Origin of the sequence: Streptococcus sp. 9.1(2021), from assembly GCF_030466425.1 — a bacterium.
GTDB lineage: Bacteria > Bacillota > Bacilli > Lactobacillales > Streptococcaceae > Streptococcus > Streptococcus wuxiensis.
The window spans coordinates 265718-291018 of record NZ_JAGQFU010000002.1 but is presented as its reverse complement, the minus strand read 5'-3'; the positions used below and the strand labels follow the sequence as shown (position 1 = coordinate 291018).

General features: G+C 42.0%; 22 protein-coding genes. 12 read left to right on the top strand and 10 right to left on the bottom strand.

The genetic code is table 11. The annotated features are described in order from the left end of the window. Positions 1–19: 19 nt before the first annotated feature. Together KBU52_RS07140 and KBU52_RS07135 are read right to left on the bottom strand one after the other, a co-directional pair. Entirely contained in the window at positions 20–589 is a 570-nt protein-coding gene (locus KBU52_RS07140; RefSeq protein ID WP_254724705.1) for a GNAT family N-acetyltransferase, read from the bottom strand. Positions 590–844: 255 nt separating this feature from the next. Then, positions 845–1240 (bottom strand): helix-hairpin-helix domain-containing protein, encoded by a 396-nt coding sequence (locus KBU52_RS07135; protein ID WP_006149254.1) that lies wholly within the window; start codon positions 1238–1240, stop codon positions 845–847. 213 nt (positions 1241–1453) lie between these two features. Here KBU52_RS07135 and KBU52_RS07130 point away from each other — a divergent pair, with 213 nt between their 5' ends. The 10 genes from KBU52_RS07130 (at position 1454) to KBU52_RS07085 (ending at position 12913) form a co-directional block, all read left to right on the top strand. Further along, positions 1454–2206, top strand: a complete 753-nt coding sequence (locus KBU52_RS07130; protein WP_254724706.1) for an isoprenyl transferase — start codon at positions 1454–1456, stop codon at positions 2204–2206. A gap of 9 nt (positions 2207–2215) precedes the next feature. Further along, positions 2216–3019: a phosphatidate cytidylyltransferase gene (locus tag KBU52_RS07125; protein ID WP_254724707.1), complete on the top strand. Its 804-nt coding sequence runs from the start codon at positions 2216–2218 to the stop codon at positions 3017–3019. A 21-nt stretch (positions 3020–3040) separates the two neighbouring features. Further along, positions 3041–4297 carry an RIP metalloprotease RseP gene (gene rseP, locus KBU52_RS07120; RefSeq protein WP_254724708.1) on the top strand — a complete coding sequence of 419 codons (1257 nt, stop codon included), beginning with the start codon at positions 3041–3043 and terminating at the stop codon, positions 4295–4297. 16 nt (positions 4298–4313) lie between these two features. Continuing rightward, on the top strand, positions 4314–6167 hold the full coding sequence (locus tag KBU52_RS07115; RefSeq protein WP_254724709.1) for a proline--tRNA ligase: 1854 nt from the start codon (positions 4314–4316) through the stop codon (positions 6165–6167). A 108-nt stretch (positions 6168–6275) separates the two neighbouring features. After that, positions 6276–7655 carry a glycoside hydrolase family 1 protein gene (locus tag KBU52_RS07110; RefSeq protein ID WP_254724710.1) on the top strand — a complete coding sequence of 460 codons (1380 nt, stop codon included), beginning with the start codon at positions 6276–6278 and terminating at the stop codon, positions 7653–7655. A 315-nt stretch (positions 7656–7970) separates the two neighbouring features. After that, positions 7971–9023 (top strand): LLM class flavin-dependent oxidoreductase, encoded by a 1053-nt coding sequence (locus KBU52_RS07105; protein ID WP_254724711.1) that lies wholly within the window; start codon positions 7971–7973, stop codon positions 9021–9023. Between the two features lie 224 nt (positions 9024–9247). Continuing rightward, complete coding sequence (locus KBU52_RS07100; protein ID WP_254724712.1) at positions 9248–10393, top strand: amidohydrolase; 1146 nt, start codon at positions 9248–9250, stop codon at positions 10391–10393. Then, complete coding sequence (locus tag KBU52_RS07095) at positions 10394–11428, top strand: methionine ABC transporter ATP-binding protein (protein ID WP_254724713.1); 1035 nt, start codon at positions 10394–10396, stop codon at positions 11426–11428. It begins immediately after the preceding gene. 67 nt (positions 11429–11495) lie between these two features. Continuing rightward, positions 11496–12062 carry a methionine ABC transporter permease gene (locus KBU52_RS07090; RefSeq protein ID WP_254724714.1) on the top strand — a complete coding sequence of 189 codons (567 nt, stop codon included), beginning with the start codon at positions 11496–11498 and terminating at the stop codon, positions 12060–12062. Between the two features lie 17 nt (positions 12063–12079). Then, on the top strand, positions 12080–12913 hold the full coding sequence (locus KBU52_RS07085) for a MetQ/NlpA family ABC transporter substrate-binding protein (RefSeq protein WP_254724715.1): 834 nt from the start codon (positions 12080–12082) through the stop codon (positions 12911–12913). Positions 12914–13051: 138 nt separating this feature from the next. Here KBU52_RS07085 and KBU52_RS07080 read toward each other — a convergent pair whose 3' ends face one another. From KBU52_RS07080 to KBU52_RS07045, 8 genes are all read right to left on the bottom strand, one after another. Continuing rightward, positions 13052–13726 (bottom strand): rhomboid family intramembrane serine protease, encoded by a 675-nt coding sequence (locus KBU52_RS07080; protein ID WP_254724716.1) that lies wholly within the window; start codon positions 13724–13726, stop codon positions 13052–13054. Continuing rightward, positions 13710–14249: a 5-formyltetrahydrofolate cyclo-ligase gene (locus tag KBU52_RS07075; RefSeq protein WP_254724717.1), complete on the bottom strand. Its 540-nt coding sequence runs from the start codon at positions 14247–14249 to the stop codon at positions 13710–13712. The genes KBU52_RS07080 and KBU52_RS07075 overlap by 17 nt, the downstream gene beginning before the upstream one ends. 3 nt (positions 14250–14252) lie before the next feature. After that, positions 14253–15383, bottom strand: a complete 1131-nt coding sequence (locus KBU52_RS07070; protein ID WP_254724718.1) for an N-acetyldiaminopimelate deacetylase — start codon at positions 15381–15383, stop codon at positions 14253–14255. Positions 15384–15444: 61 nt separating this feature from the next. After that, on the bottom strand, positions 15445–16143 hold the full coding sequence (dapD, locus tag KBU52_RS07065) for a 2,3,4,5-tetrahydropyridine-2,6-dicarboxylate N-acetyltransferase (RefSeq protein WP_254724719.1): 699 nt from the start codon (positions 16141–16143) through the stop codon (positions 15445–15447). Positions 16144–16206: 63 nt separating this feature from the next. Beyond that, positions 16207–17139, bottom strand: a complete 933-nt coding sequence (locus KBU52_RS07060) for a DMT family transporter (protein ID WP_036758080.1) — start codon at positions 17137–17139, stop codon at positions 16207–16209. Between the two features lie 9 nt (positions 17140–17148). Beyond that, on the bottom strand, positions 17149–19695 hold the full coding sequence (pbp1b, locus tag KBU52_RS07055) for a penicillin-binding protein PBP1B (protein WP_254724720.1): 2547 nt from the start codon (positions 19693–19695) through the stop codon (positions 17149–17151). A gap of 122 nt (positions 19696–19817) precedes the next feature. After that, complete coding sequence (gene galU, locus KBU52_RS07050) at positions 19818–20717, bottom strand: UTP--glucose-1-phosphate uridylyltransferase GalU (protein WP_254724721.1); 900 nt, start codon at positions 20715–20717, stop codon at positions 19818–19820. A 21-nt stretch (positions 20718–20738) separates the two neighbouring features. Then, positions 20739–21755, bottom strand: a complete 1017-nt coding sequence (locus tag KBU52_RS07045; protein WP_254724722.1) for an NAD(P)H-dependent glycerol-3-phosphate dehydrogenase — start codon at positions 21753–21755, stop codon at positions 20739–20741. A gap of 239 nt (positions 21756–21994) precedes the next feature. Between KBU52_RS07045 and leuS the strand changes: the two genes are divergently transcribed. Together leuS and KBU52_RS07035 are read left to right on the top strand one after the other, a co-directional pair. Next, on the top strand, positions 21995–24496 hold the full coding sequence (leuS, locus tag KBU52_RS07040) for a leucine--tRNA ligase (protein WP_254724723.1): 2502 nt from the start codon (positions 21995–21997) through the stop codon (positions 24494–24496). Between the two features lie 111 nt (positions 24497–24607). After that, positions 24608–25300, top strand: a complete 693-nt coding sequence (locus tag KBU52_RS07035) for a GNAT family N-acetyltransferase (protein WP_254724724.1) — start codon at positions 24608–24610, stop codon at positions 25298–25300. The last annotated feature ends 1 nt before the right edge of the window (position 25301 follow it).

Here is a 25301-nt window from a genome sequence, read left to right as displayed (position 1 = left end):
TTTCTAATTAATTCTATTTTTAATGTTGACCTTGAGTCTCCCACTCACTCTTCAGCAAGCCGTATCTCAAATCATCACAGCGGTTGCCTTGAGCATCTTTGCGGTCTCTTATGCGAGCTTCGAGGGTAAAACCAAGTTTCTCAGCGACTCGTTGACTTTGGATATTGTAGCCAAAGCAAGACAATTCTACCTTGTGAAGCCCCAGTTCTTTAAAAGCCAGGTCAATCAAGGCACGCACTGCTTCAGGCACATAGCCTCGTCCCCAATAGTCTGGGTGCAAGGTATAGCCAATCTCCAGTACATCGTCTTCGTAGCGACGGGGAAAATCGACTGAGCCTATGATTTTATCGGTCCCTTTGACTACGATTCCATAGCCTGCTGGGAGATTGTCTTTTTGATTGCGCTCGGGAAGGATATGTTCTAGGTAATAAATTTCATCTTCCAAGGTCTTGACGGGTGGAAAGCCTGCTGGGTAAGAGACTTCTGGCAAACTGGCGTATGCATGAATATCCTCTGCATCCGCCACTGTTCGGACTCGCAGGACCAGTCGCTCTGTTTCGATTCGTTCTGGCAACTCTGTTCTTGTCACCTTCCTACCTCGCTTTCTACAAAAAAATCGCCCCTGTCATTAATTTGACAGGGACGAATGTGTTTATCCGCGGTACCACCCAATTTCGGGCAGAGCCCGCAACTTTGTTTATTTCATTTTCATCCATTAGCAACCAGTTTTGACACATTTGTGGACTTCTCAGCACCGCCACTTTCTGTAAAATGTGGGATTCAAAACACCTCTAATGGCTTTATTTTAACAAGTTTTTCACGGAAATGCAAGGGACAAGAAAGATTACTTGAACTTGATGCCGTTTTCTTTTAATTTCTTGATTGTAGCTGGACCGATTCCTTTCAAAGCAAGGAGTTCTTTTTCTGTCCAGTTTTTGAAGTCAGCAGCAGACTTGATTCCTTCATCGTAGAAAGTTTTAGCACGGTCAAGTGGAAGTCCGCCTAAGTTAGCTGCGAAATCTTCAACAGAAGTTGTAACCTTTTGGGCTTGCTCTTTAGTTGCTTCTACAGCTTTTTCTACTTGCTTAGAGACAGCTTTTCCAGCCTCGCTTGCTGCTTTTTCAGCATGCTTCACAACTTTTTTTGTTTCTTCGACAACCTTGTTTACTGCGTTTGAAAGTGCGCCTGAGCGACGAAGACTGTTTCTTAATTGTTTTTTACGTTGTAGTTTTTTTGACATGATAAGATCCTTTCAATAAAAAACCCCTGTGACTGAACAAGGATAAATCTTTATGTTTTATTGTACCAACTTTCTCTGTGAAATGCAAGGCTTGTTAGTTTAGAAAGATAGGAGTTCTATAGGGAATTCCGACTTAGAATAAGAGAATATGATAGAAGAAAAGCGAAAAATATGGTATAATGAAACGATAGATTTTTGAATAGGAATACAATCATGTTTGGATTTTTAAAAAAAGATAAAGTTACAGAATCACCAGCAGTGGTGCCAGCCCATATCGGAGTTATCATGGATGGCAATGGTCGCTGGGCTAAAAAACGGATGCAACCGCGTGTCTTTGGTCATAAGGCTGGGATGGATGCTCTGAGAACGGTAGCCATTGCTGCTAGTGATATGGGTGTCAAGGCTATGACTGTTTATGCCTTCTCGACTGAAAATTGGACACGCCCAGACCAGGAAGTCAAGTTTATCATGAACTTGCCTGTTGAATTTTATGATAAGTATGTCCCTGAATTGCACCAAAAGAACATGAAGATCCAAATGATTGGGGAAACCGATCGCTTGCCAAAACAAACTTTTGAAGCTTTGAAAAAGGCAGAGGAGTTGACTAAGTTAAACACAGGATTGATTCTCAACTTTGCCCTTAATTACGGTGGACGAGCTGAAATTACACAAGCGGTCAAGTTGATTGCACAGGATGTTTTGGATGCCAAGGTGAATCCAGGCGATATTACAGAAGAGTTGATTGGGGAATACCTATTTACAGGGCATTTGCCTAAGGTCTTGCGTGATCCGGACTTAATCATTCGAACGAGTGGGGAGCTTCGCTTGAGCAATTTCTTGCCTTGGCAAGCAGCTTATAGTGAACTTTATTTCACAGATGTTTTGTGGCCTGACTTTGATGAGGAAGCTTTGAAAGAAGCTATTGCAGAGTATAATCGCCGCAATCGTCGATTTGGAGGAGTTTAGGAAGAAGTTATGAAAAAGGATTTATTAAAGAGAACCATATTTGCCGCTCTGGCCTTAGCAATCTTTATCCCGCTCTTGGTGATTGGTGGGCTTTGGTTACAGATTGCTATGGGACTTCTAGCCATGCTAGGGGTTCATGAGTTGCTTCAGATGAAAGGGTTAAATACCATGACCCCTGAGGGCTTGCTGACCTTGTTAGCAACTTTCGCACTGACAATCCCCCTAGAAAACTACTTGACATTTTTACCTGTAGATGGGAATGTTGTCGCATATGGTGTTGTGATTTTTATCATGTTAGGTTGCACTGTTTTTAGCAAGAATTACACCATTGAGGACGCTGTATACCCGATTGCCATGAGTTTCTATGTTGGTTTTGGCTTCAACGCTTTAGTCGATGCTCGAATTGCAGGTTTGGATAAAGCGCTCTTGGCCCTCTGTATCGTATGGGCGACAGATAGTGGGGCTTATCTCGTAGGAATGAATTTCGGCAAGAGAAGATTGGCTCCGAGAGTCTCACCTAACAAATCCATTGAGGGAGCCTTCGGCGGTATTGTAGCAGCTATGCTTGTTACACTTATCTTTATGTTAGTGGATAGTACAGTTGCCCTTCCTTATGGTATTTACAAAATGACTCTCTTTGCTATTTTCTTTAGTATTGCAGGTCAATTGGGTGACTTGATTGAAAGTGCTATGAAACGCCACTTTGGTGTCAAGGATTCGGGGAAATTTATCCCAGGACATGGTGGAGTGCTTGATCGCTTTGACTCTATGTTAGCTGTTTTCCCTATTATGCACCTCTTTGGCTTATTTTAAGGAAAGGTGAACAAATATTAAATGTTAGGATTATTAACCTTTATCCTTGTTTTTGGAATTATCGTGGTGGTCCACGAGTTCGGACATTTCTACTTTGCTAAGAAGTCTGGAATTTTGGTTCGTGAATTTGCCATTGGTATGGGTCCAAAAATCTTTGCCCATATCGGGAAAGACGGGACTGCTTACACGATTCGTCTCCTACCGCTTGGTGGATATGTCCGCATGGCAGGTTGGGGTGAGGATACCACAGAGATTAAGACAGGAACCCCTGTTAGTTTGACTTTGGCCGAAGATGGCAAGGTCAAGCGCATCAATCTTTCTGGTAAGAAGGTCGACCAAACGGCTCTTCCCATGCAAGTAACCCAGTTTGACTTTGAGGATAAACTCTTTATCACAGGTCTGGTCTTAGAAGAGGAAAAAACGTTCTCCGTAGACCATGATGCAACTATTGTGGAAGCTGATGGAACGGAAGTTCGTATCGCTCCGCTAGATGTTCAATACCAGAATGCGACTGTCTGGGGCAAATTGATTACCAACTTTGCAGGCCCCATGAATAACTTTATCCTAGGAGTTATCGTCTTCTGGATTTTGATTTTCATGCAAGGTGGTGTTCGTGATACACAAAGTAATAACTTTAGTATCATCCCTGATAGCGCTATTGCAAAGGTCGGTGTTGACAATACAGCCCAAATCACCAAAGTCGGTTCACACGAAATCAGTAACTGGCAAGATTTAATTCAGGCAGTTGAGACAGAGACCAAAGACAAAACAGCACCTGTATTGGATGTAACAGTCTCTGAAAATGGAACTGAAAAACAAGTCAGTGTGACCCCTGAGGAAAACCAAGGTCGCTATATTCTAGGTGTTCAACCGAGACTCAAATCAGATATCTGGTCTATGTTTGTAGGTGGATTCACCTCTGCAGCTGACTCGGCTTTACGAATTCTCAACGCCTTGAAGAGCTTGATTTTCCAGCCTGACTTGAATAAATTGGGTGGACCTGTTGCTATCTTTAAGGCAAGTAGTGATGCTGCTAAAAATGGTCTTGAGAATGTTTTGTTCTTCTTGGCTATGATTTCCATCAATATCGGGATTTTCAACTTGATTCCTATCCCGGCACTAGACGGTGGAAAAATCGTGCTCAACATCATCGAAGCTATTCGCCGTAAACCGCTGAAACAAGAAATTGAAACCTATGTGACTCTAGTTGGAGTTGTGATTATGGTTGTCTTGATGATCGCCGTGACTTGGAACGACATCATGCGTACCTTCTTTTAAGAATTAGAGGAAAAATATGAAACAAAGTAAAATGCTAATCCCAACGCTTCGCGAAATGCCAAGCGATGCTCAAGTTATCAGCCACGCCCTTATGTTGCGTGCTGGTTATGTTCGTCAAGTATCAGCAGGTGTTTATTCTTACCTACCACTTGCTAACCGTGTTATCGAAAAAGCCAAGAACATCATGCGTCAAGAGTTTGATAAGATGGGTGCTGTTGAAATGTTGGCTCCTGCCCTTCTCAGTGCCGACCTTTGGCGTGAATCTGGCCGTTATGAAACCTACGGTGAAGACTTGTACAAATTGAAAAATCGTGAGAAGTCAGACTTTATCTTGGGTCCAACTCACGAAGAAACCTTCACAGCGATTGTCCGTGATTCTGTCAAGTCTTACAAACAATTGCCTTTGAACTTGTACCAAATCCAGCCTAAGTATCGTGATGAAAAACGTCCACGTAATGGGCTTCTTCGTACGCGTGAATTTATCATGAAAGATGGTTATAGCTTCCACGCTAACTACGATAGCTTGGATGTAACCTATGATGAGTACAAGGCAGCTTACGAGCGTATCTTTACTCGTAGTGGCTTGGACTTCAAAGCCATCATCGGTGACGGTGGAGCTATGGGTGGTAAGGATAGCCAAGAATTTATGGCCATCACACCTGCTCGTACAGACCTTGACCGTTGGGTTGTTTTAGACAAGTCTGTCGCATCATTTGATGAGATTCCTGTAGATGTACAGAAAGAAATCAAGGCAGAATTGCTCAAATGGATGGTTTCTGGTGAAGATACCATTGCCTACTCAAGTGAGTCAAGCTATGCAGCTAACTTGGAAATGGCAACTAACGCCTACAAACCAAGCAACCGTGTTGTGACTGAAGATGAAGTGACTCGCGTGGAAACACCAGGTGTCAAATCGATTGATGAAGTCGCAGCCTTCTTGAATGTCTCTGAAGAGCAAACAATCAAGACCTTGGTTTATATCGCAGACGAGGAGCCAATTGTAGCTTTACTGGTTGGCAACGACCAACTCAATGAAGTCAAATTGAAAAACTACCTTGGTGCAGACTTCTTAGAACCTGCAACCGAAGCGGAAGTGAAAGAATTGTTGGGAGCGGACTTTGGTTCACTTGGCCCAGTCAATCTTCCAGAAAATGTTAAAATCATCGCTGATCGTAAGGTCCAAGATAGCCGCAATGCTGTTGTAGGTGCTAATGAAGATGGTTACCACTTGACTGGTGTCAACCCAGGTCGTGATTTCACTGCTGAGTATGTCGATATCCGTGAAGTTCGTGAGGGTGAAATCTCTCCAGATGGACAAGGTGTGCTCAACTTTGCACGAGGTATCGAGATTGGTCACATTTTCAAACTCGGTACTCGTTATTCAGCAAGTATGGGAGCGGATGTATTGGATGAAAATGGTCGTGCAGTCCCAATCATCATGGGATGTTATGGTATCGGTGTCAGCCGTCTCCTTTCAGCAGTCATGGAACAACACGCTCGCCTCTTTGTTAACAAAACTCCAAAAGGCGAATATCGTTACGCTTGGGGAATCAACTTCCCTAAAGAATTGGCACCATTTGATGTGCATTTGATTCCAGTTAATGTCAAGGATGAAGCAAGTCTTGCATTGACAAATCGTATCGAAGAAGCCTTGGTCAACAAAGGTTACGAAGTCTTGACGGATGACCGTAACGAACGTGTCGGTGTTAAATTTAGCGATAGCGACTTGATTGGTCTTCCAATCCGTATCACTGTTGGTAAGAAAGCAGCCGACGGGATTGTAGAAGTGAAGATCAAGGCGACAGGGGATACAATCGAAGTTCATGCAGATAACTTGCTTGAAACCCTTGAAATCCTAACAAATAAATAAAATCTATAATCAGAAGAAAAACAAGACAAAAATGTAACTAGTTTTTGCCTTGTTTTTTCTTTATAATGAGAGAAAGTAAACATTAAAATCGTAAAAAGAGGTAGAGCTATGCTAAAATTTCCAAAGGATTTTGTCTGGGGTTCCTCAACTTCTGGGCCACAGACAGAAGGGCGAGTGCCTGGTGACGGAAAGGGAGATAATCTCTGGGATTATTGGTACCAAGTAGAACCAAATCGCTACTACAATGGGATTGGACCAGACAAAACATCGACCTTTTATGAAAATTGGGAAAAGGATATAGAACTATTGTTAGAAACAGGTCATACAGCCTTTCGGACTTCTATCCAGTGGTCTCGTATTTTCCCACAGGGACGTGGGGAAGTCAATCCTCAGGGTGTGGCTTTCTATCGCCAGGTTTTTGAAGCCATCAAGGCTAAGGGTATTCGTCTTTTAGTCAATCTCTATCACTTTGACCTGCCTTTTGCCCTTCAAGAAGATGGAGATGGTTGGGAAAATAAGGCAACCATTAAAGCTTATGAAGACTATGCGCGTTTCTGTTTTGAAACTTATGGAGACTTGGTAGACCAATGGATTACCTTCAATGAGCCTATCGTTCCTGTAGAGTTTGGCTATTTCTATGATGCCCATTATCCTCATAAGGTGGATGCTAAAGCTGCCGTTAAAGTTGCCTATCATACCCAGCTCGCAAGCACTCTTGCGGTGAAGGCCTGCCATGAGGTTTTGCCTGATTCTAAGATTGGAATTGTCCTCAACTTGACACCAGCTTATCCACGTAGTCAGCATCCTGCCGATGTCAAAGCTGCTCGCATTGCTGACCTCTTCCAAGCACAATCTTTCCTAGATCCGTCAGTTTTGGGAACTTATCCAGAAGAATTGGTGGAAATTTTAGCTGATCATGATTTGTTGCCAGATTCTACAGCTGAGGAGTTGGAACTTATTCGTAAGCACACAGTAGATTTCCTTGGAGTCAACTACTACCAACCTTTGCGTGTCATGGCGCCACGTTTTGCTAAGCATCCTGACAGCCCGCTCTTGCCAGAGCATTTCTATGAACCTTACGTCATGCCTGGTCGTAAGATCAATCCGCACCGTGGTTGGGAAATCTACGAGCAAGGAATTTATGACATTGCCCAAAACATCAAGGAAAACTATGGCAATATCGAGTGGATGTTGACAGAGAATGGGATGGGCGTTGAAGGTGAAGATAAATTCCGCGAAAATGGAATGATTCAGGATGATTATCGTATTGACTTTGTCAAAGGTCATCTGGCTGAACTTCATCGCGCCATTGAAGACGGTGCCAACTGTAAAGGCTACTTGATTTGGACCTTTATCGACTGCTGGTCATGGCTCAACAGCTATAAAAACCGCTATGGTTTGGTCGAGCTTGACTTAGAAACACAAGAACGTCGCTTGAAAAAATCAGGCCACTGGTTCAAAGAACTCAGTGACAATAACGGGTTTTAAGGATAAGAAGAGTGAGATGATTTTCATCTCATTTTTCTTATAGGATCATCACTAAGGACCCAATCGTGATCCAATGATTGTTTTAGCGAAAATATCCACGTGATTTCCAAGTTCTCACGAGCGCAGAAGAGAATGTTGCTAAAGATACAGATGCTATGTCCTAACGGCCCTATACTCTTTTCTCTCACCATTTTAAATGGCCATACAATGAACTATCTACTTAATCAAGGTCTTTCTAATGAGCAAATTTATTGCAACTATAACTGACTAGTGATAGAATACCCAAATAACTAATAATAAAGCGAGAAAATTAGTATGGTAGAACTAGGAATTTCAACATTTGGTGAAACAACCGCCTTGGAAGCGACCGGGCAGATTTACAGTCATGATGAACGCATTCGTCAGTTGGTGGCAGAGATTGAGCTTGCTGATAAGGTTGGTTTGGATGTATACGGGATTGGGGAGCATCATCGGGAGGACTTTGCAGTATCGGCGCCAGAGATTGTTCTTGCAGCTGGGGCAGTCAATACCAAGAAAATTCGTTTGACTAGTGCAGTCAGCATTCTCTCGAGTATGGATCCGATCCGTTTGTTCCAACAATATGCCACCATCGATGCCTTGTCAAATGGCCGTGCAGAGATTATGGCAGGGCGTGGTTCATTCACCGAGTCTTTTCCACTGTTTGGCTATGACTTGAAAGACTATGAAGCTCTCTTTGATGAAAAATTGGACCTGCTTCAGCTGGCAAATGAAAGCACCAAAGTGAACTGGCGTGGACAACTGACCCAGAGTATTGCTGGAAAAGAAGTATATCCACGTCCAGTTCAGGGAAAATTGCCCTTGTGGGTAGCGACGGGGGGAAACGTTGAGTCAACAGTCAAGATTGCTCATGCTGGTTTGCCGATTGTCTATGCGATTATCGGTGGCAATCCTCGCTATTTTAAAAAGTTGATTCAGGCTTATCGTGAGATTGGAAGCGAAGCGGGTCATGCTGATAAAGACTTGAAAGTGGGAGCACATTCTTGGGGTTGGATTGCTGAAGATGGCGAGCAGGCAGTGAAAGATTATTTCCATCCGACCAAGCAAGTGGTAGATGCGATTTCCAAAGACCGACCACACTGGCAGGAATTGCGTTATGAGCAATATCTTGAGCAGGTGGGTCCAAATGGCGCTATGTTAGTGGGAAATCCAGATCAGGTAGCAGAAAAATTGATTCGTATGATTGAGGATTTAGACTTGGATCGCTTTATGTTGCACCTACCACTTGGTTCTATGCCACATGATCAAGTTCTACGAGCCATTGAACTTTTTGGAACGCAAGTGGCACCCAAAGTGCGTGCTTATTTTGTCATGAAAGAAGGGTTATAAAAAAATCCAATCAAATTGATAAAAAATCTATATACCCGTCTGATTTTTAAAAAACTAGAAATAAAAGAAACTCTGGAAAGCTAATAAAAACAAGCTTTTTAGGGTTTTTTCTTTTGCTGATATAAAAAAATTTAATCGGATTGATAGTCAATATATATTAGGAAAACACAAGGAGGAGTGGTAAGATGGTGACAATCTAAATGGATGAAATGGAGGAGATTAACATGAGTATCAGTCAATCTCATTTAGAAGAAGAATTTAAATGGTTTCATAGTCACCCCGAATTGTCATTTGAAGAATTTGAGACAACGAAACGAGTACGACAGTTATTAGAAAATGCTGGCATTGAGATTCTAGATTTACCATTAAGAACGGGCCTAGTAGCAGTCATTAGAGGTGGTGAGAGTGGACCAACAATTGCCATCCGAACAGATATTGATGCCCTTCCTATCCAGGAGAAAACATCTCTAGCTTATCGTTCTATCCATTCAAATGTGATGCATGCATGTGGTCATGATTTCCATTTGACTTCTGTATATGGAGCAGCACTCCAGTTGCATGCGCTAAGAAAAGACTTAAAAGGGACTATAAAAATTATCTTTCAACCAGCCGAGGAGATTTTTTCTGGAGCCGTTCATGTGATGGAAACGGGTGTTTTGGATGATGTTGATGCTATATTTGGTTTACATGCCAATCCCTCTTTGCCTATAGGAACTGTCGCTATTAAAACAGGTAGTGTTACAGCAGCTGTGGATCGTTTTCAAATCACTCTACGAGGAGTAGGTACTCATGCAGCTCACCCAGATCAGGGAATTGATCCCATCATTGGGACAACCCAATTAGTGACAGCTCTACAGTCAATCATCAGTAGAAATGTCAATCCTTTTTCAACAAACTTAATTAGTGTAACTCATATAAAAGCTGGAGCAACTTGGAATGTGATACCAGAAGATACTTTTGTTGAAGGGACAGTCAGAACTTTAGATGTAGTGGATAGGCAATTTATCAAAAAGAGAATTTATGAACTAACAGAAAATATTTCACAAGCCTTTCGTTTAAAATCTGAGATCAATTGGATAGCAGGGCCGCCAGCAACCAAGAATGATGGGGAACTAGCTGAGTTTGTCTCAGAAATTGCTCAAAAAAGTGGATTGGAAGTAGTCAAACCAGCAGATAGTTTAGGCGGAGAAGATTTTGCCTTTTATCAAGAAAAGATTAAAGGAATGTTTATCCTGGTAGGAACAGGCGAATCTTATCCTTTACACCATCCAGAGTTTCAAGTAGATCCAACAGCTCTTCTTGCTACTTCGAACTTGCTAGCAAGAATTGGGAAAGAATCTTTAGAGAAACTTGTTGAGAAAGGGGAGTAAATGATTGAATTAAGAGATGTTACGAAACAGTTTCAAACTAAACAGCATACGGTTATTGCCTTAGATAAAGTTTCTCTAAAAATTGAAAAGGGTGATATCTTTGGAATTATCGGTTATTCAGGTGCTGGGAAGTCAACATTGCTAAGAATGGTAAATGGATTAGAGAAGCCGAATGAGGGCGATGTTATTGTCGCAGGTAAACGAATCAAAGATTTGACAGAAAATGAACTCAATCAACTTCGGAAAAAAATCGGAATGGTATTTCAACAGTTTAGTTTATTAGAAACAAGAACTGTATTTCAAAATATTGCACTTCCTTTGGTATTGTTAAGAAAGAATAAGAGTGATATCGCTCAAAGAGTAGAAGAACTACTTGATTTTGTGGACTTAAAGGATAAAAAGGATGTTCCAGTAAATAAATTGTCGGGTGGACAAAAGCAACGTGTAGGTATCGCTAGGGCTTTAGCCACAAATCCAGAGATTCTACTCTGTGATGAGGCGACAAGCGCTTTAGATCCTAAAACAACGCAATCCATCTTGAAATTATTAAAAAAAATCAATCAGAATTTTGGGATTACGATCTTGTTGATTACTCATGAGATGGAAGTTGTCAAGGAAATTTGCAATAAAATGGCTGTCATGGAACATGGGGAAATCGTAGAACAAGGTAGTGTTGTAGATTTGTTCACTTCTCCAAAGAATGACTTGACAAGAAGTTTTATTCATACCATTGTGAATCACAATATTCCACGGAGTATTTTAAAAAGACTTGATCAACGATATCCTATCTATAGATTGACTTTTTTAGGTGAGAATTCAGAACAGGATCTTCTATCAAGAATCAATAAGGAATATAAGGTTTCGACACGGATTTTATCTGCTTCTGTAAATGAAGTAGGGGAAACAGTTTTGGGAATCTTGTTTATCCAAATTGAAGGGGAAGAAAATTTACTCAAAGAAGTTGAGGAGTATGCTCGTAAAAATCAAGTTTCAATAGAGAGGATTGTATATGGTGAAGGATTGGCTACAAATTAGTAGTGATAAATTAGTTGAATCAGCGAATCAAACCATCTATATGATTGGTTGGTCCTTATTTTTTGGAATGTTACTAGCGATTCCGCTGGGCTTAGCAATGACTTTATGCAGAAAAGGTGGTCTAAAGGAAAATTTAGTTGTATTTTGGATCATCAATGGTATTGTAAATATCGTCCGTTCAGTTCCTTTTGTTATTCTATTGGTGTTTATAGCTCCAGTGACAAAAATTGTCGTGGGAACTCGGATTGGTACGACTGCAGCCATTGTTCCCCTGGTTTTGTATATTGCACCCTACCTAGCTCGCTTAATAGAGGCTTCTTTATTGGAAGTGAAATCTAGTGTATTAGAGGCAGCTCAAGCAATGGGAGCCAGTACATTGCAGATTATCTGGTATTTTCTATTACCGGAAGCAAAAGCCTCGCTTATTTTAGCCTTGACAACAGGAACAATTGGTTTGCTTGGTGCAACTGCTATGGCAGGTACGATTGGAGGTGGGGGAGTTGGTGATTTGGCCTTAACTTACGGTTACCAACGCTTTAATACCCCTCTGATGTTTGCTACGGTCGTGATATTGATTGTGATTGTACAGTTAATTCAAGCAATTGGAAATTATTTATCTCTTAAATTTAGATAGAAGGAAAGGTAAACTCAATGAAAAAACTAACAAGTGTGATTCTATTTTTAGTAGGGCTACTGTTTTTAGTAGCATGTTCAACAAATAGTGGAAGTAAAGAAGCTACAAAAGAGCAGTCTTCTGATAAGAAGGTTATCAAGTACGGGAAAGCGGCAGGACCTTATACAGTCTTATTTGAAGATGCGATTATTCCCATCTTAGAAAAAGAAGGGTATCAATTTAAAGTAGTGGAATTTTCAGACTTACTACAGAATGATACAGCTCTAAATGAAGGTGAGATTGACGTCAATGTTGAACAACATACTGCTTATATGGAAAATTTCAATAAAACGCAAAATGGAGATCTTGTTGCTATTAGTAAAATTCCAACAATTCCCGCAGGAATTTTCTCTTCAAAACATAAAGATTTAAAAGCTATTTCAAAAGGTGCTAAAATCGCCATTCCGAGTGATGCTTCAAATACAGCTCGAGCTTATAAGTTGCTTGAAAAGGCAGGTTGGTTAAAAATGGATCCAAATGCATCTGTTTCGAAATTGACAAAAGATGACATTGTTGAAAATCCTTATCAACTTGGGATTACGGAAATGGATTCAGCCAATATCCCTAGAGCTTTGGATGACTTTGATTACGCAGTCATAACAGGAAGTATTGTCTACAGTGCAGGAATCGATGCTTCAACAGCCTTGTTGCAAGAAGATATCTTGGACCATTTGATTTTGCAAGTGGTCGTTAAAGAGGAAAATAAAGATAGTGACTGGGCAAAGGCAATCAAAGATGCTTACCATTCAAAAGAATTCAAAGACTATTTAGAAAAAAATAATAAAGGCTTGTGGTTTGTGCCCAATGATTAATAGCATAAAAATCGAACCGCTGTAATAAGAAACACCTCGAGGACTAGAAAAGGATCTAGTTCTTGAGGTGTTTTTATATATGAGATAAGTGAATTAATCTTTGTTTGAAAATAAAGATACTCCCTAGATGAGACTAGCTTATAACAAGCCCACAAAAAGCATCAAAGCTGATAAAGCAATGAAAACTAGGGTTGCAAGACCCCGTTGACCTGGGCTGTAAATCTTTCGTTCGCCTAGAACTGGGAAGACGATAGCTAGTAATGCACCGCCGACAGCACCCCCGACATGCCCAGCAAGGCTGATACCAGGCATTAAAATACTACCCACTAGGTTGATGACCAAGAGGGAGAGATAGGATTGACCAAGCTGTTGGAGATAGGGATTGCGTGAAGCATATCGGAGAACAACAATTGAGGCAAACATACCGTAGAGGGCAGTTGAAGCACCTGCGGTAATGGCATCAGGACTAAAAACTAGGACAAAGAGATTTCCCATCATACCTGATAGAAGGTAGATAAAGAAAAACTGTTTGGAACCAAAGATTTGCTCCATCTGACGTCCCAAAAAGTAGAGGGATAGCATATTGACTAAAAAGTGCTGCAAGCCAATGTGGACAAAGGTTGCGGAGAATAAGCGCCAGATTTGTTCAGGCATGGCCTTGATAGCAGGGGGATACACAGCTCCAAATTTATACAAGGTGGCTGCGCTGGTATAGTTGAAACCACTGGTTAGAAACATGAGTACAAAAACCAGGGTTGTCACGAGTAGAAAGAAGCTCGTGACAGGATACCGACGATCAAAAATTTCTTTCATAGATGAGTACCTCCTCAACAGGAATATCGTAGTGCTCAGGTTGAAAATTCTGAATCTGACATGGATAAATCGTACTAATTGTATGACCTGGGAAATGCTCTAAGTAGCGGTCGTAGTAACCACCACCGTAGCCAACCCTATATTTTGAAGGATTGAAAGCCAAACCAGGAACATGAATTAGGTCAATCTGAGAGGGTTCAAGGATTGTGAAGTCTCCTTGAGGTTCAAGAAGTCCAAAAGAATTTCTCTCAAGTTGTTCTGGTTTATAGACGACAAAGTCCATTTTCCCATGTGGATAGGTTTTGGGAATGAGGAGTGTCTTCCCATCCTTTTGAGCTTGATTGATGAGTCTAGCTGTCTGAAATTCATGAGGAAAAGACAGGTAAGTGGCGATGGTTTTTGCTTCCTTGTAGAAGGGATGTAGAAGTAGTTGCTCAGTCAACCAAGCGTCCATGACTTCCTTTTCTTCGGCTGATAGAGATTTGAGTTCTTGCAAGACCTGCTTGCGTAGGGCTTTTTTCATTGTTTACTCCGCAGTTTTCTTTGCTAAAAAGCTTGATACAGCCTCGACTCCAATTGCCAGAGCTTCTTCCTTAGGACTCATCTGTGGATGGTGAAGAGCATAGGGACTATCAATTCCAAGCCAGAACATGACTCCAGGAACCTTTGATAGAAGATAACCAAAGTCCTCTCCTGTCATGGCAGGCTCGATATTGATGAGTTCAATTCCCTCTTTTTCATCAAAGAAGGTCATCAATTCCTGGGCTAATTCAGGGTTGTTTTCGACAGGTAGGTAACCTCCCTGCTTGAGTTCAACTTCCACATCCATATCAAAAGCAGCTGCGACACCTTCAGCGATGGCTTTGACACGTTTTTGAACTAAGAGACTCATGCTATGTGTGAGAGCTCGAATGGTTCCATGCAAGAAAGCTGTATCAGCGATGACATTATTGGTTGTTCCAGCTTGAAAGACACCGAAAGTGACGACAGCTCCCTCGATAGGATCGACATTACGGCTGACAACCGACTGAACTTGAGTGACAAAATAGCTAGCTGCAACTAGAGCGTCGTTTGCTTGATGTGGAAAGGCAGCGTGACCACCTTTACCCTTGAAGCGAATCTTGACTTCGCAAGTTCCTGCGAAGAGTGTATGGGTATTGGTCGCAATCTGTCCAACTTTTAGGTCTGGACGAACATGAAGCCCATAGAATTGATCAGGCAACCAGTCACCAAATGCTCCATCTTCATACATGAGCATACCACCTGCTTCGTTTTCCTCGGCAGGTTGGAAGAGAAAGAGGAGATTGTTTTTAGGTTGGTTTTCTAGAGCACGTTCGAGACTTCCTAGGGCAATGGTCATATGAAAATCATGCCCACAAGCATGCATACGGTCTGGGTGCTGAGAGGCAAAGGCAAGACCTGTTTGTTCAAGGATTGGGAGTCCGTCGATATCTGTCCGCCAACCGATGGTACGTTCTGGCTGACTTCCCTGTAAATACACTAGAATACCTGTTTGCCAAGTACGAATCTGAACAAAATCCTTACCAGCTGTTAATTTCTCAATGATATTGAGCAAATAAGCTTGAGTCTTGACTTCTTCTAAACCGATCTCAGGAATTTGGTGAAGATCGCGTCGAGTGTGAATCAAATCTAACATATCTAATTTCCTTCTACTGATACGATAAAGAGGCTGGAAAAGTTTCCGCCTCTGTTACTAATTACAAGGTACGAAGCGCATCCTCTAGCGCTGTTTTTTGTTGAGTTTGGCTATCGATTTCTTTGATAACACGAGCTGGAACACCTGCCACCACAACATTTTCTGGGACATCTTGAGTGACGATGGCACCTGCTGCAACAACAGATCCGCTACCGATTTGAACACCTTCGATAACCACAGCGTTAGCACCGATGAGTACATTGTCACCCACACGGACAGGCTCTGCACTAGCTGGTTCGATAACGCCTGCAAGAACAGCTCCCGCACCCACGTGACTATTTTTACCGACAATAGCACGTCCGCCTAGAATAGCACCCATGTCAATCATAGTGCCAGCACCGATTTCAGCACCAATATTGATCACAGTTCCCATCATGATAACAGCGTTGTCGCCAATCTCAACCTGGTCACGGATGATAGCCCCTGGTTCGATACGAGCATTGATGTCGCGTTTATCAAGAAGAGGTACAGCTGAGTTGCGAGCGTCTTGCTCAACAACATAATCTTTATTTTCTGTTAGTCCTTCAAGAAGAGGTGCGATATCCTTCCAGTCTCCAAAAAGAACATTTCCAAGTTTGGTAACAGAAGCAGGGATAGCTCCGGCAAGTTGCCCCTCAAAGGTTACTTTTACGCTGGTCTTTTTCTCAGCATTGGCGATGAATTGGATAATTTCTTGGGCATTCATTTTTGTAGCAGTCATAGATGTCTCCTCACTCTTTGTAATGCTTACTATTCTACCAAAAAAGGCTTCAAAATTGAAGCCTTAAGTGTTAAAAGAAGATTCTTTCAGTTTGTCCTTTGATTCTTCGATGGATAGGAAGATCATGGGAATAATAATCAAAATCATAGCTAATAGTAGGTAGCCGTCCAAGACCAGACCTAGAAATAGAACGCTTAGAATAGCAGAGGATAGCGGTTCACTTGCACTAACCACTGACACCACCAATGGGGATACGAGCGAGACAGCCTTCATAGATAGGAAAAAGGCAAAAGCTGTTCCCAAAAAGGCAATGGTCAAACAAATCAAGATGCTCACCCAATCAAGCTGAAAACTAATTCTATAAACAGGGTAGAGAAAATTACTAAAGAGTCCAGCCAGCATCATTCCCCAACCAACAGTGGGAACAAAACCATATTTTCGAGCAAATGGCTGGGGCAAAATGACATTAAACATGACGCCCAGTGCACTGAGAAGTCCAGTTAGTAAGGCGATAGGAGTGATGGATAACTTAGAGAGATCGCCCTTGGTAGCCATCAAAAAGACCCCAAGCATAGCAGTTAAAACATAGAAGATTGCTTTTTTAGAAGCTTTTTTCTTGTAGATGATGCGGTTGTAGATGAGAATGAAGACAGGACTGATAAATTGTAGGATGGTTGCAGTTGTCGCATTAGAGTATTCTACACAGAGATAGAAGAAATACTGAACAGAGAAGATTCCTAAGATGGCATAAGCCAGAAAAGGCAGGTAGTTTTTGCGCTTTCTCCAGATATCGAATAGCTGTGAGCGAAACTTAAAGCTAGAGAAGATAAGTACGAAACTACCTGCAAGGCTTAGTCGCATGGAAGTAATCCAGCCGGATGATACTTGATAATGCGTAAAGAAGAATTCTCCTAAAATGCCACAAATACCCCATATTAATCCAGATAGGAGGGAGTAAATGGTTCCCTTAAAAATATTCTTTTGATACTGATTCATATAGAAAGGTTAGCGTTGTAGTCTATTTGACGAAGAGTTGTTACTTCCGTTGGTAATATTATTGTTATTATTACCGTTATTGTTGTTGCTGTTGCTATTATTGCTATTGTTATTTCGATTATTGTTATTGTTGTTATTGTTGTTTGAATTATTATTGTTGGAATTAGAAGATTTTGGCAGACTTCCCAAAATAGTATTCCAAGCATTTTGGTAGTCAGCATCGCTTCCACCAATAGCAAATCTGTAGGTAGTAGTTGGAGCACCAGTTTGATTAGCCCAATAGCTTGTTACCATTTCTCCAGTTACTTCAATTTCTCTACCGTTAATAGTAACCTTACCTGGTTTCTGACCAGTCGATCTAAGGACTTGAGAAGAAGTGACACTTGAGTCAAGGCTAAAGCGTTCAGAACCCCAAACAGAAGGAGAAGCTTGCTGAATAGCATTGACCAGATAAGCCATATATTTAGCATTGCGGTAGTGTCCTGCACCTTTACCAAGTGGTCGGTTATCATCGTGACCAAGCCAACCACCAAGGGTCAATCTTGGAGTTGAAAGCATAAGCCACATATCACCATCTTCATTGGTTGTACCCGTTTTACCAATCCAGTCAGCGCCCGCTAAACTTGGATTGATCGCAGCAAGGTCGCTCTGGAAGCTTGAAGTGACTCGTGACGAAATAACATCTCTCAACAAGCTCTGCATAATGGTTGCAGTCGCTTTAGAGTATACCTGAACAGGTTCGTCTTTGTGCTCATAGATAACCTCACCACTAGTTTTTTCGATTTTCGAAATCATGAATTTTTTATGATAAACACCGTTGTTGGCTAAGGTTTGGTATCCGTTTGTATGTTGAGCTACAGTAACTTCGATTCCTCCACCCATAGGCAAACTTTCAATGTCGTATTCCGGGATTTCATAGCCCATTTTTTCCATGTAAGAGCGAACATCGACTCCTTTTTCACGGAGTGTGCGGTAAGTCCAGTAGGCTGGGATGTTCCATGAATAATTGAGGGCTTCTTTCAAGCTCATCATGCCTGTACCAGGGCTATTGACATACATGATTGGGTTTCCGTTTGAGAAGTTAGTTGGATAGTTAGATAGGACACTTGCACTTCCCATCAAACCTTGGTCAATGGCAATACTGTAGGCTAGGATTGGTTTAGTAGTTGAAGCAGGAGAACGTTTGGTATTAAAAGCGTGGTTGTTTTGGTTACTTTGGTAATCGCGACCCCCAACAAAACCTAAGATAGCTCCCGTTTGATTATCCATCAAAACATTTCCGACTTCAGGTTGACCGGTATTATCATCAACTAGATAGCCATAGTTTGCCACTGCATCTTGCATGGCAGTATGTATAGCTTTGTCGATTGTAGTTGTGATACGGTAACCACCATTTTGAATTTCTTTTTCAGCTAATTCACGATAGGATTTTTGGATGGACTCGTTTTTGAGTTCTTGGGCAGAGACGTTGTCTTTTTGTACCAAGTAATCATACATGAGGTTAGTTGCCTCATCGAGAGCAGTAAAGTAGAGATAGCCCCTAGAAGTTACGTTTACACTTTCAGCTGGTAAGAAATCCTGTTTGATATCGTATGCTTTATAGGTTTCGTAGTCTTCTTGACTGAGGACCCCTGTTCTGTACATATTGTAAAGAACATCTTGAGAGCGTTTGATACCAAGTGCCATATCTTCTTCACTCTTCATTTCTCCCGTAGATTCATAAGGTGAGTAAGAGATAGGACTTTGTGGCAAGCCTGCTATGAAGGCTGCTTGAGGTATCGTTAGCTGATAGGCGTCAACACCGAAAATACCCTTGGCTGCTTGTTGAGCTCCTGCGATATTTTGCCCTTTATTGTTACGACCAAATGGAGCGACATTGAGATAGGTTGTCAAGATTTCGTCCTTGCTCATTGCTCTCTCTAAGGCCAAGGCGTCCACGATTTCAGTAGCTTTACGGGTTAGTGTAGGAGCATCACCAACCACTTGTTGCTTGATGAGCTGCTGTGTTAATGTAGAGCCTCCACTAGAAGAACCAAGTCCGATAAAGTTTCCTAGGCTGGCACGAATAACCGCTTTAGGAACGACTCCATTGTGCTCTGCGAAATGTTCATCCTCAGTCGCAACGATAGCCTGCTTGAGATTGTCTGAAATAGCATCCGATGCGACAGAAGTCCGAAGGAGGTCGCTTTCAATAGCGCCAATCATGGAACCGTCAGCATAGCGAATCTCAGAAATGGACGAAATATCGTTCACTTGTTTGACTAAATCTTCTGTTTGAGGGACGGTCACTTTGTCAAACAGAGATACAGCATAACCGAAAACAACCCCAGTACCTAAAAGTCCACCAAGAAAGGCGATGATGAATAGGGTATTAAAGGTTGCCTTTATTCCCAGTAAGATATTAGCAAAGATAGTCCAAATATTCGTTTTGGTTTGCTTTTTCTTTTTAGAATTTTTAGGACCTTTTTTTCCTAGATGTATATTTTTTAGTTTTGTTTTACGGGACTCCAGTAAGGCCAGTCCTTTTTCTTTCATAGATAATAATTTATTCTTCATTTCTTTCCTCACTCCTTATTATTATACCATAAAAGCAATGATTGCAAGAAATTAGGCTTGGACTAGCTTTGGAGGTGTTTAGACAACAAAAAAACCAGGTATTTTCAACCTGGTTTAAGGGCTTATTTTTCTCCTGAGAGTTCTTTCCCAAGGTTAATCAAATAAGTTTTCAAGTCATCTTTGACTTGAGGGTGTCTAAGTGCGTAGTCGATTGAAGTTTTCATAAAGCCAAACTTGTCTCCAACATCATAACGAGCCCCCTTGAATTCACGAGCAAATACACGTTGAGTTTTGTTGAGGGTATCGATAGCGTCTGTTAGCTGGATTTCATTTCCGGCACCAGGTTTTTGATTTTCAAGAATAGCAAAAATCTCTGGTGTGAGAAGATAGCGACCAATGATGGCTAAATCACTAGGTGCGTCTTCAGGTGCTGGTTTTTCAACGAAGGTTTCAACGCTATAAAGTCCATCTTTTCCTTCACCTTGAGGTGCGATAACGCCATAAGCAGAGACTTCTTCGTGTGGTACAGGCATTACGGCGATAGTAGAAGCGTGAGTCGCTTCGTAATCATTCATAAGTTGCTTGGTCAATGGGACAGCATTGTCATCAGTGATATCCATGAGGTCATCTCCCAGCATGACCACAAAAGGTTCATTCCCAACGAATGCTTTGGCTTGTAAAACGGCATCTCCGAGTCCACGTGGGTGTGTTTGACGGATGAAGTGAAGGCGCATGCCAGTCGTTTCATCAACTAATTTTAAGAGATCTGTTTTTCCTTTTTCCTTGAGGTTATATTCTAGTTCAAAGTTTGAGTCAAAGTGGTCTTCGATAGAACGTTTTGACTTCCCTGTTACAACAAGAATGTCCTCAATTCCAGACTTGAGAGCTTCTTCAACGATGAATTGAATGGTTGGCTTATCCATGATTGGCAACATTTCTTTGGCCAAGGCTTTGGTTGCTGGTAGGAAACGAGTTCCAAGTCCCGCAGCAGGGATAACAGCTTTTCTAACTTTTTGCTTCATGAGCTTCCTTTCTAACGGTGATTATGACCACTCGTTTTCTGCCTTGAACTCGTTACTCATGAGTTCAGAAACAGCATCCTTAATATTAACATTTTCATAAATAACTTGGTAAATAGCCTGGGTAATAGGCATATAGACTCCAAGCTCTTGCGCCAATTCGTAAGCAGCTTTGGTTGTTGAAATTCCTTCGATGACCATTCCCATATTTGCTTCGATATCTGCCAAGGCTTCACCACGCCCAAGAGCATCACCTGCTCGCCAGTTACGTGAGTGGACAGAAGTTCCTGTAACGATTAAATCCCCAACTCCAGAAAGACCACTGTAAGTTAATGGATTTGCTCCGAGCTTGACTCCTAGACGAGTGATTTCCGCAAGCCCGCGCGTGATAATGGCCGCCTTAGCATTATCCCCAAAGCCAAGTCCATGAAGGGCACCTGCACCAACAGCGATGATATTTTTAAGAGCACCAGCTGTTTCCACTCCGATCACATCTGTATTGGTATAAAGACGGAAGTAGTGGTTACTAAAGAGTGTCTGAACATACTGAGCTGTCTCTAAATCTTTAGAAGCAGCAGTAATCAAGGTGATGTCGCGTACAATTGTTTCTTCTGCGTGACTAGGACCAGATACAACCACAATTTCACTGCGGAACTCTTCAGGGATTTCTTCTTCAAGAATGGTTGAAAGACGTTTGTGACTATTTGGCTCGAGACCTTTTGAAGCATGCATAATAACCACTTTATGGTCCAAAACAGCAGCTACCTGTTGAGCTACCAATCTTGTCACCTTAGTTGGAACTACGAACAAGACAGCGTCAACGCCCTTCAAGACTTCTGCTAAATCATGGTAGGCAACAATCTTTTCGTCTAATACAGTATCCTTAAAATAGCGTTTGTTGGTATGTTGTGTATTGATTTCGTCAATTTGGTCAGGAATATTTCCCCAGATACGTACTTCATGTCCATTGTCATTTAAAACTTGTGACAGAGCAGTACCCCAAGAACCAGGCCCTAAAACAGCGATGGTTTGTTTGTTCATTTTCCCCTCCTTCTGAGAAAGCACTTTCCTATATTTTACCATAAAAAGCACTAACTTGCATTAATATTATTTATTAAGAATTGTTTGAATAGGAAATTATATAAATTGGAGAATTTTTAGAATTTATTTGTAAAATAGTTTAGTGTTCAAAGGGCGAAACGATAAAAAACACGAAAATAGGAACAATATTTCCCCTAAAAATGGTATAATAGGTGCATCACGAAAATTGGAGAGACAGCATGAGTTTTTACAATCACAAAGAAATCGAGCCTAAGTGGCAAAAGTACTGGGCTGACCATCACACCTTTAAGACAGGAACAGACGCTTCAAAACCGAAGTTTTATGCATTGGACATGTTCCCTTATCCATCTGGGGCGGGTCTTCACGTAGGGCACCCAGAAGGCTATACAGCGACCGATATCCTCAGTCGTTACAAACGTGCCCAAGGTTACAACGTCCTTCACCCAATGGGTTGGGATGCTTTTGGTTTGCCTGCAGAGCAATACGCTATGGATACAGGGAATGACCCAGCGGAATTCACCGCGGAAAACATTGCCAACTTCAAACGCCAAATCAATGCCCTTGGATTCTCTTACGACTGGGACCGTGAGGTAAATACAACAGATCCGAACTATTACAAATGGACACAATGGATCTTCACCAAGCTTTACGAAAAAGGCTTGGCCTATGAAGCGGAAGTGCCAGTAAACTGGGTGGAAGAGTTGGGAACAGCTATCGCCAACGAAGAAGTCCTTCCTGACGGAACTTCTGAGCGTGGAGGTTATCCAGTTGTCCGCAAACCAATGCGCCAATGGATGCTTAAAATCACTGCTTATGCTGAGCGCCTGCTCAATGACTTGGATGACCTTGACTGGCCAGAGTCTATCAAGGACATGCAACGCAACTGGATTGGGAAATCAACTGGTGCTAACGTAACTTTCAAAGTAAAAGGGACAGACAAGGAATTCCCCGTCTTTACGACACGTCCAGATACCCTTTTTGGTGCAACCTTCACTGTCTTAGCTCCTGAACATGACTTGGTAGATGCCATCACAAGTCCAGAACAAGCTGAGGCTGTAGCTGACTACAAACATCAAGCTAGCTTGAAATCTGATCTGGCTCGTACAGACCTTGCTAAGGAAAAAACAGGGGTTTGGACCGGTGCTTATGCGATCAACCCTGTCAATGGGAAAGAAATCCCAATCTGGATTGCCGACTACGTTTTGTCTAGCTATGGTACCGGTGCTGTTATGGCTGTGCCTGCCCATGACCAACGTGACTGGGAATTTGCCAAACAGTTTGGACTTCCAATCGTAGAAGTACTGGAAGGTGGAAACGTAGCAGAAGCTGCCTACACAGAAGATGGTCTTCACGTTAATTCAGACTTCTTAGATGGACTCAACAAAGAAGAAGCGATTGCCAAGATTGTAGCTTGGTTGGAAGAAAAAGGCTGTGGTCAAGAGAAAATCACTTACCGTCTTCGTGACTGGCTCTTTAGCCGTCAACGTTACTGGGGTGAACCAATCCCAATCATTCATTGGGAAGATGGAACTTCAACAGCTGTTCCTGAAAATGAATTGCCACTTGTACTGCCAGTCACCAAGGACATCCGCCCTTCAGGTACTGGTGAAAGCCCACTAGCTAACTTGACAGACTGGCTAGAAGTGACTCGTGAAGATGGGGTCAAAGGTCGTCGTGAAACCAACACTATGCCACAATGGGCTGGTTCAAGCTGGTACTACCTCCGTTATATCGACCCACATAACACTGAGAAATTGGCCGATGAGGACCTCCTCAAACAATGGTTGCCAGTCGATATCTACGTGGGTGGTGCAGAACACGCTGTTCTTCACTTGCTTTACGCTCGTTTCTGGCATAAATTCCTCTATGATATCGGTGTTGTTCCAACCAAAGAACCATTCCAAAAACTCTTTAACCAAGGAATGATCTTGGGAACTAGCTACCGTGACCATCGTGGAGCTCTTGTGGCAACTGACAAGGTTGAAAAACGTGATGGTTCCTTCTTCCATGTGGAAACAGGGGAAGAGTTGGAGCAAGCACCAGCCAAGATGTCTAAATCTCTCAAGAACGTGGTTAATCCAGATGATGTGGTGGAACAATACGGTGCTGATACCCTTCGTGTCTATGAAATGTTTATGGGACCACTCGATGCTTCAATCGCTTGGTCAGAAGAAGGTCTAGAAGGAAGCCGTAAATTCCTTGACCGTGTGTATCGTTTGATTACAACCAAAGAAATCGTTGCGGAAAACAATGGTGCTCTAGACAAGGTTTATAACGAAACCGTTAAAGCTGTCACTGAGCAAATCGAGTCCATGAAATTCAACACAGCCATTGCCCAACTCATGGTCTTTGTTAACGCAGCGAACAAGGAAGACAAACTCTATGTGGATTACGCTAAAGGCTTTATCCAATTGATTGCCCCATTTGCTCCTCACTTGGCTGAAGAACTCTGGCAAACAGTGGCAGCAACAGGCGAGTCTATCTCTTATGTAGCTTGGCCAACATGGGACGAAAGTAAATTGGTTGAAGACGAAATTGAAATCGTCGTTCAAATCAAAGGAAAAGTCCGTGCTAAACTCATGGTCGCAAAAGACCTTTCACGCGAAGAATTGCAAGAAATTGCTCTCTCTGACGAAAAAGTCAAAGCAGAAATTGATGGCAAAGACATCGTGAAAGTGATTAGTGTACCTAACAAGCTTGTAAATATCGTAACGAAATAAATTTAAAAGTCCTTCAGAGCTAAGTTCTGGAGGATTTTTTGTAGATTACCTGTGAGATGTGATATACTATTCACATCTTTAAACTTATAAGTATGAGACAAGGAGAAAACAATGCCAGTAAATGAATACGGTCAGATGATTGGTGAACCTGTAGATGATACACCTGGAGTTTTGCCTTCACTTGTACGGATAGAAGGGCAGTATACGATTATTGAGGCTCTGTCAGTAGAAAAGCACGCGAAGGATTTGCTGGCTGTCTATGGCCCAGATAGCCCTCGTGACATGTGGACCTATCTCTTTCAACCACCAGTAGAAAATCTCGAAGAATTAATCGTCGCTTTAAAGCAGATGATTGAGCGCAAGGATCGCTTTTACTACGCGATTATAGATAAAGTGACTGGAAAGGCGCTGGGGACTTTTTCTCTCATGCGTATTGACCAAGCTAATCGCACCATTGAAGTTGGCGCGGTGACCTTTTCTCCGGCTCTCAAACAGACCAGGATGGGAACAGAAGCTCACTATTTGCTAGCTCGTTATGTTTTTGAAGAACTCAACTATCGCCGCTATGAGTGGAAGTGCGACGCCCTCAATCTTCCATCTAGAAAAGCAGCAGAACGTTTGGGCTTTGTCTATGAAGGAACTTTCCGCCAAGCTGTTATCTATAAAGGTCGCACCAGAGATACGGATTGGATGTCTATGATCGATAAGGACTGGCCAAAGGTTAAAGCACGATTTGAAGCGTGGTTAAAATCTGAGAATTTTGATGAAAATGGGCAACAGTTGAAATCTCTTAGAGAATGTTAGA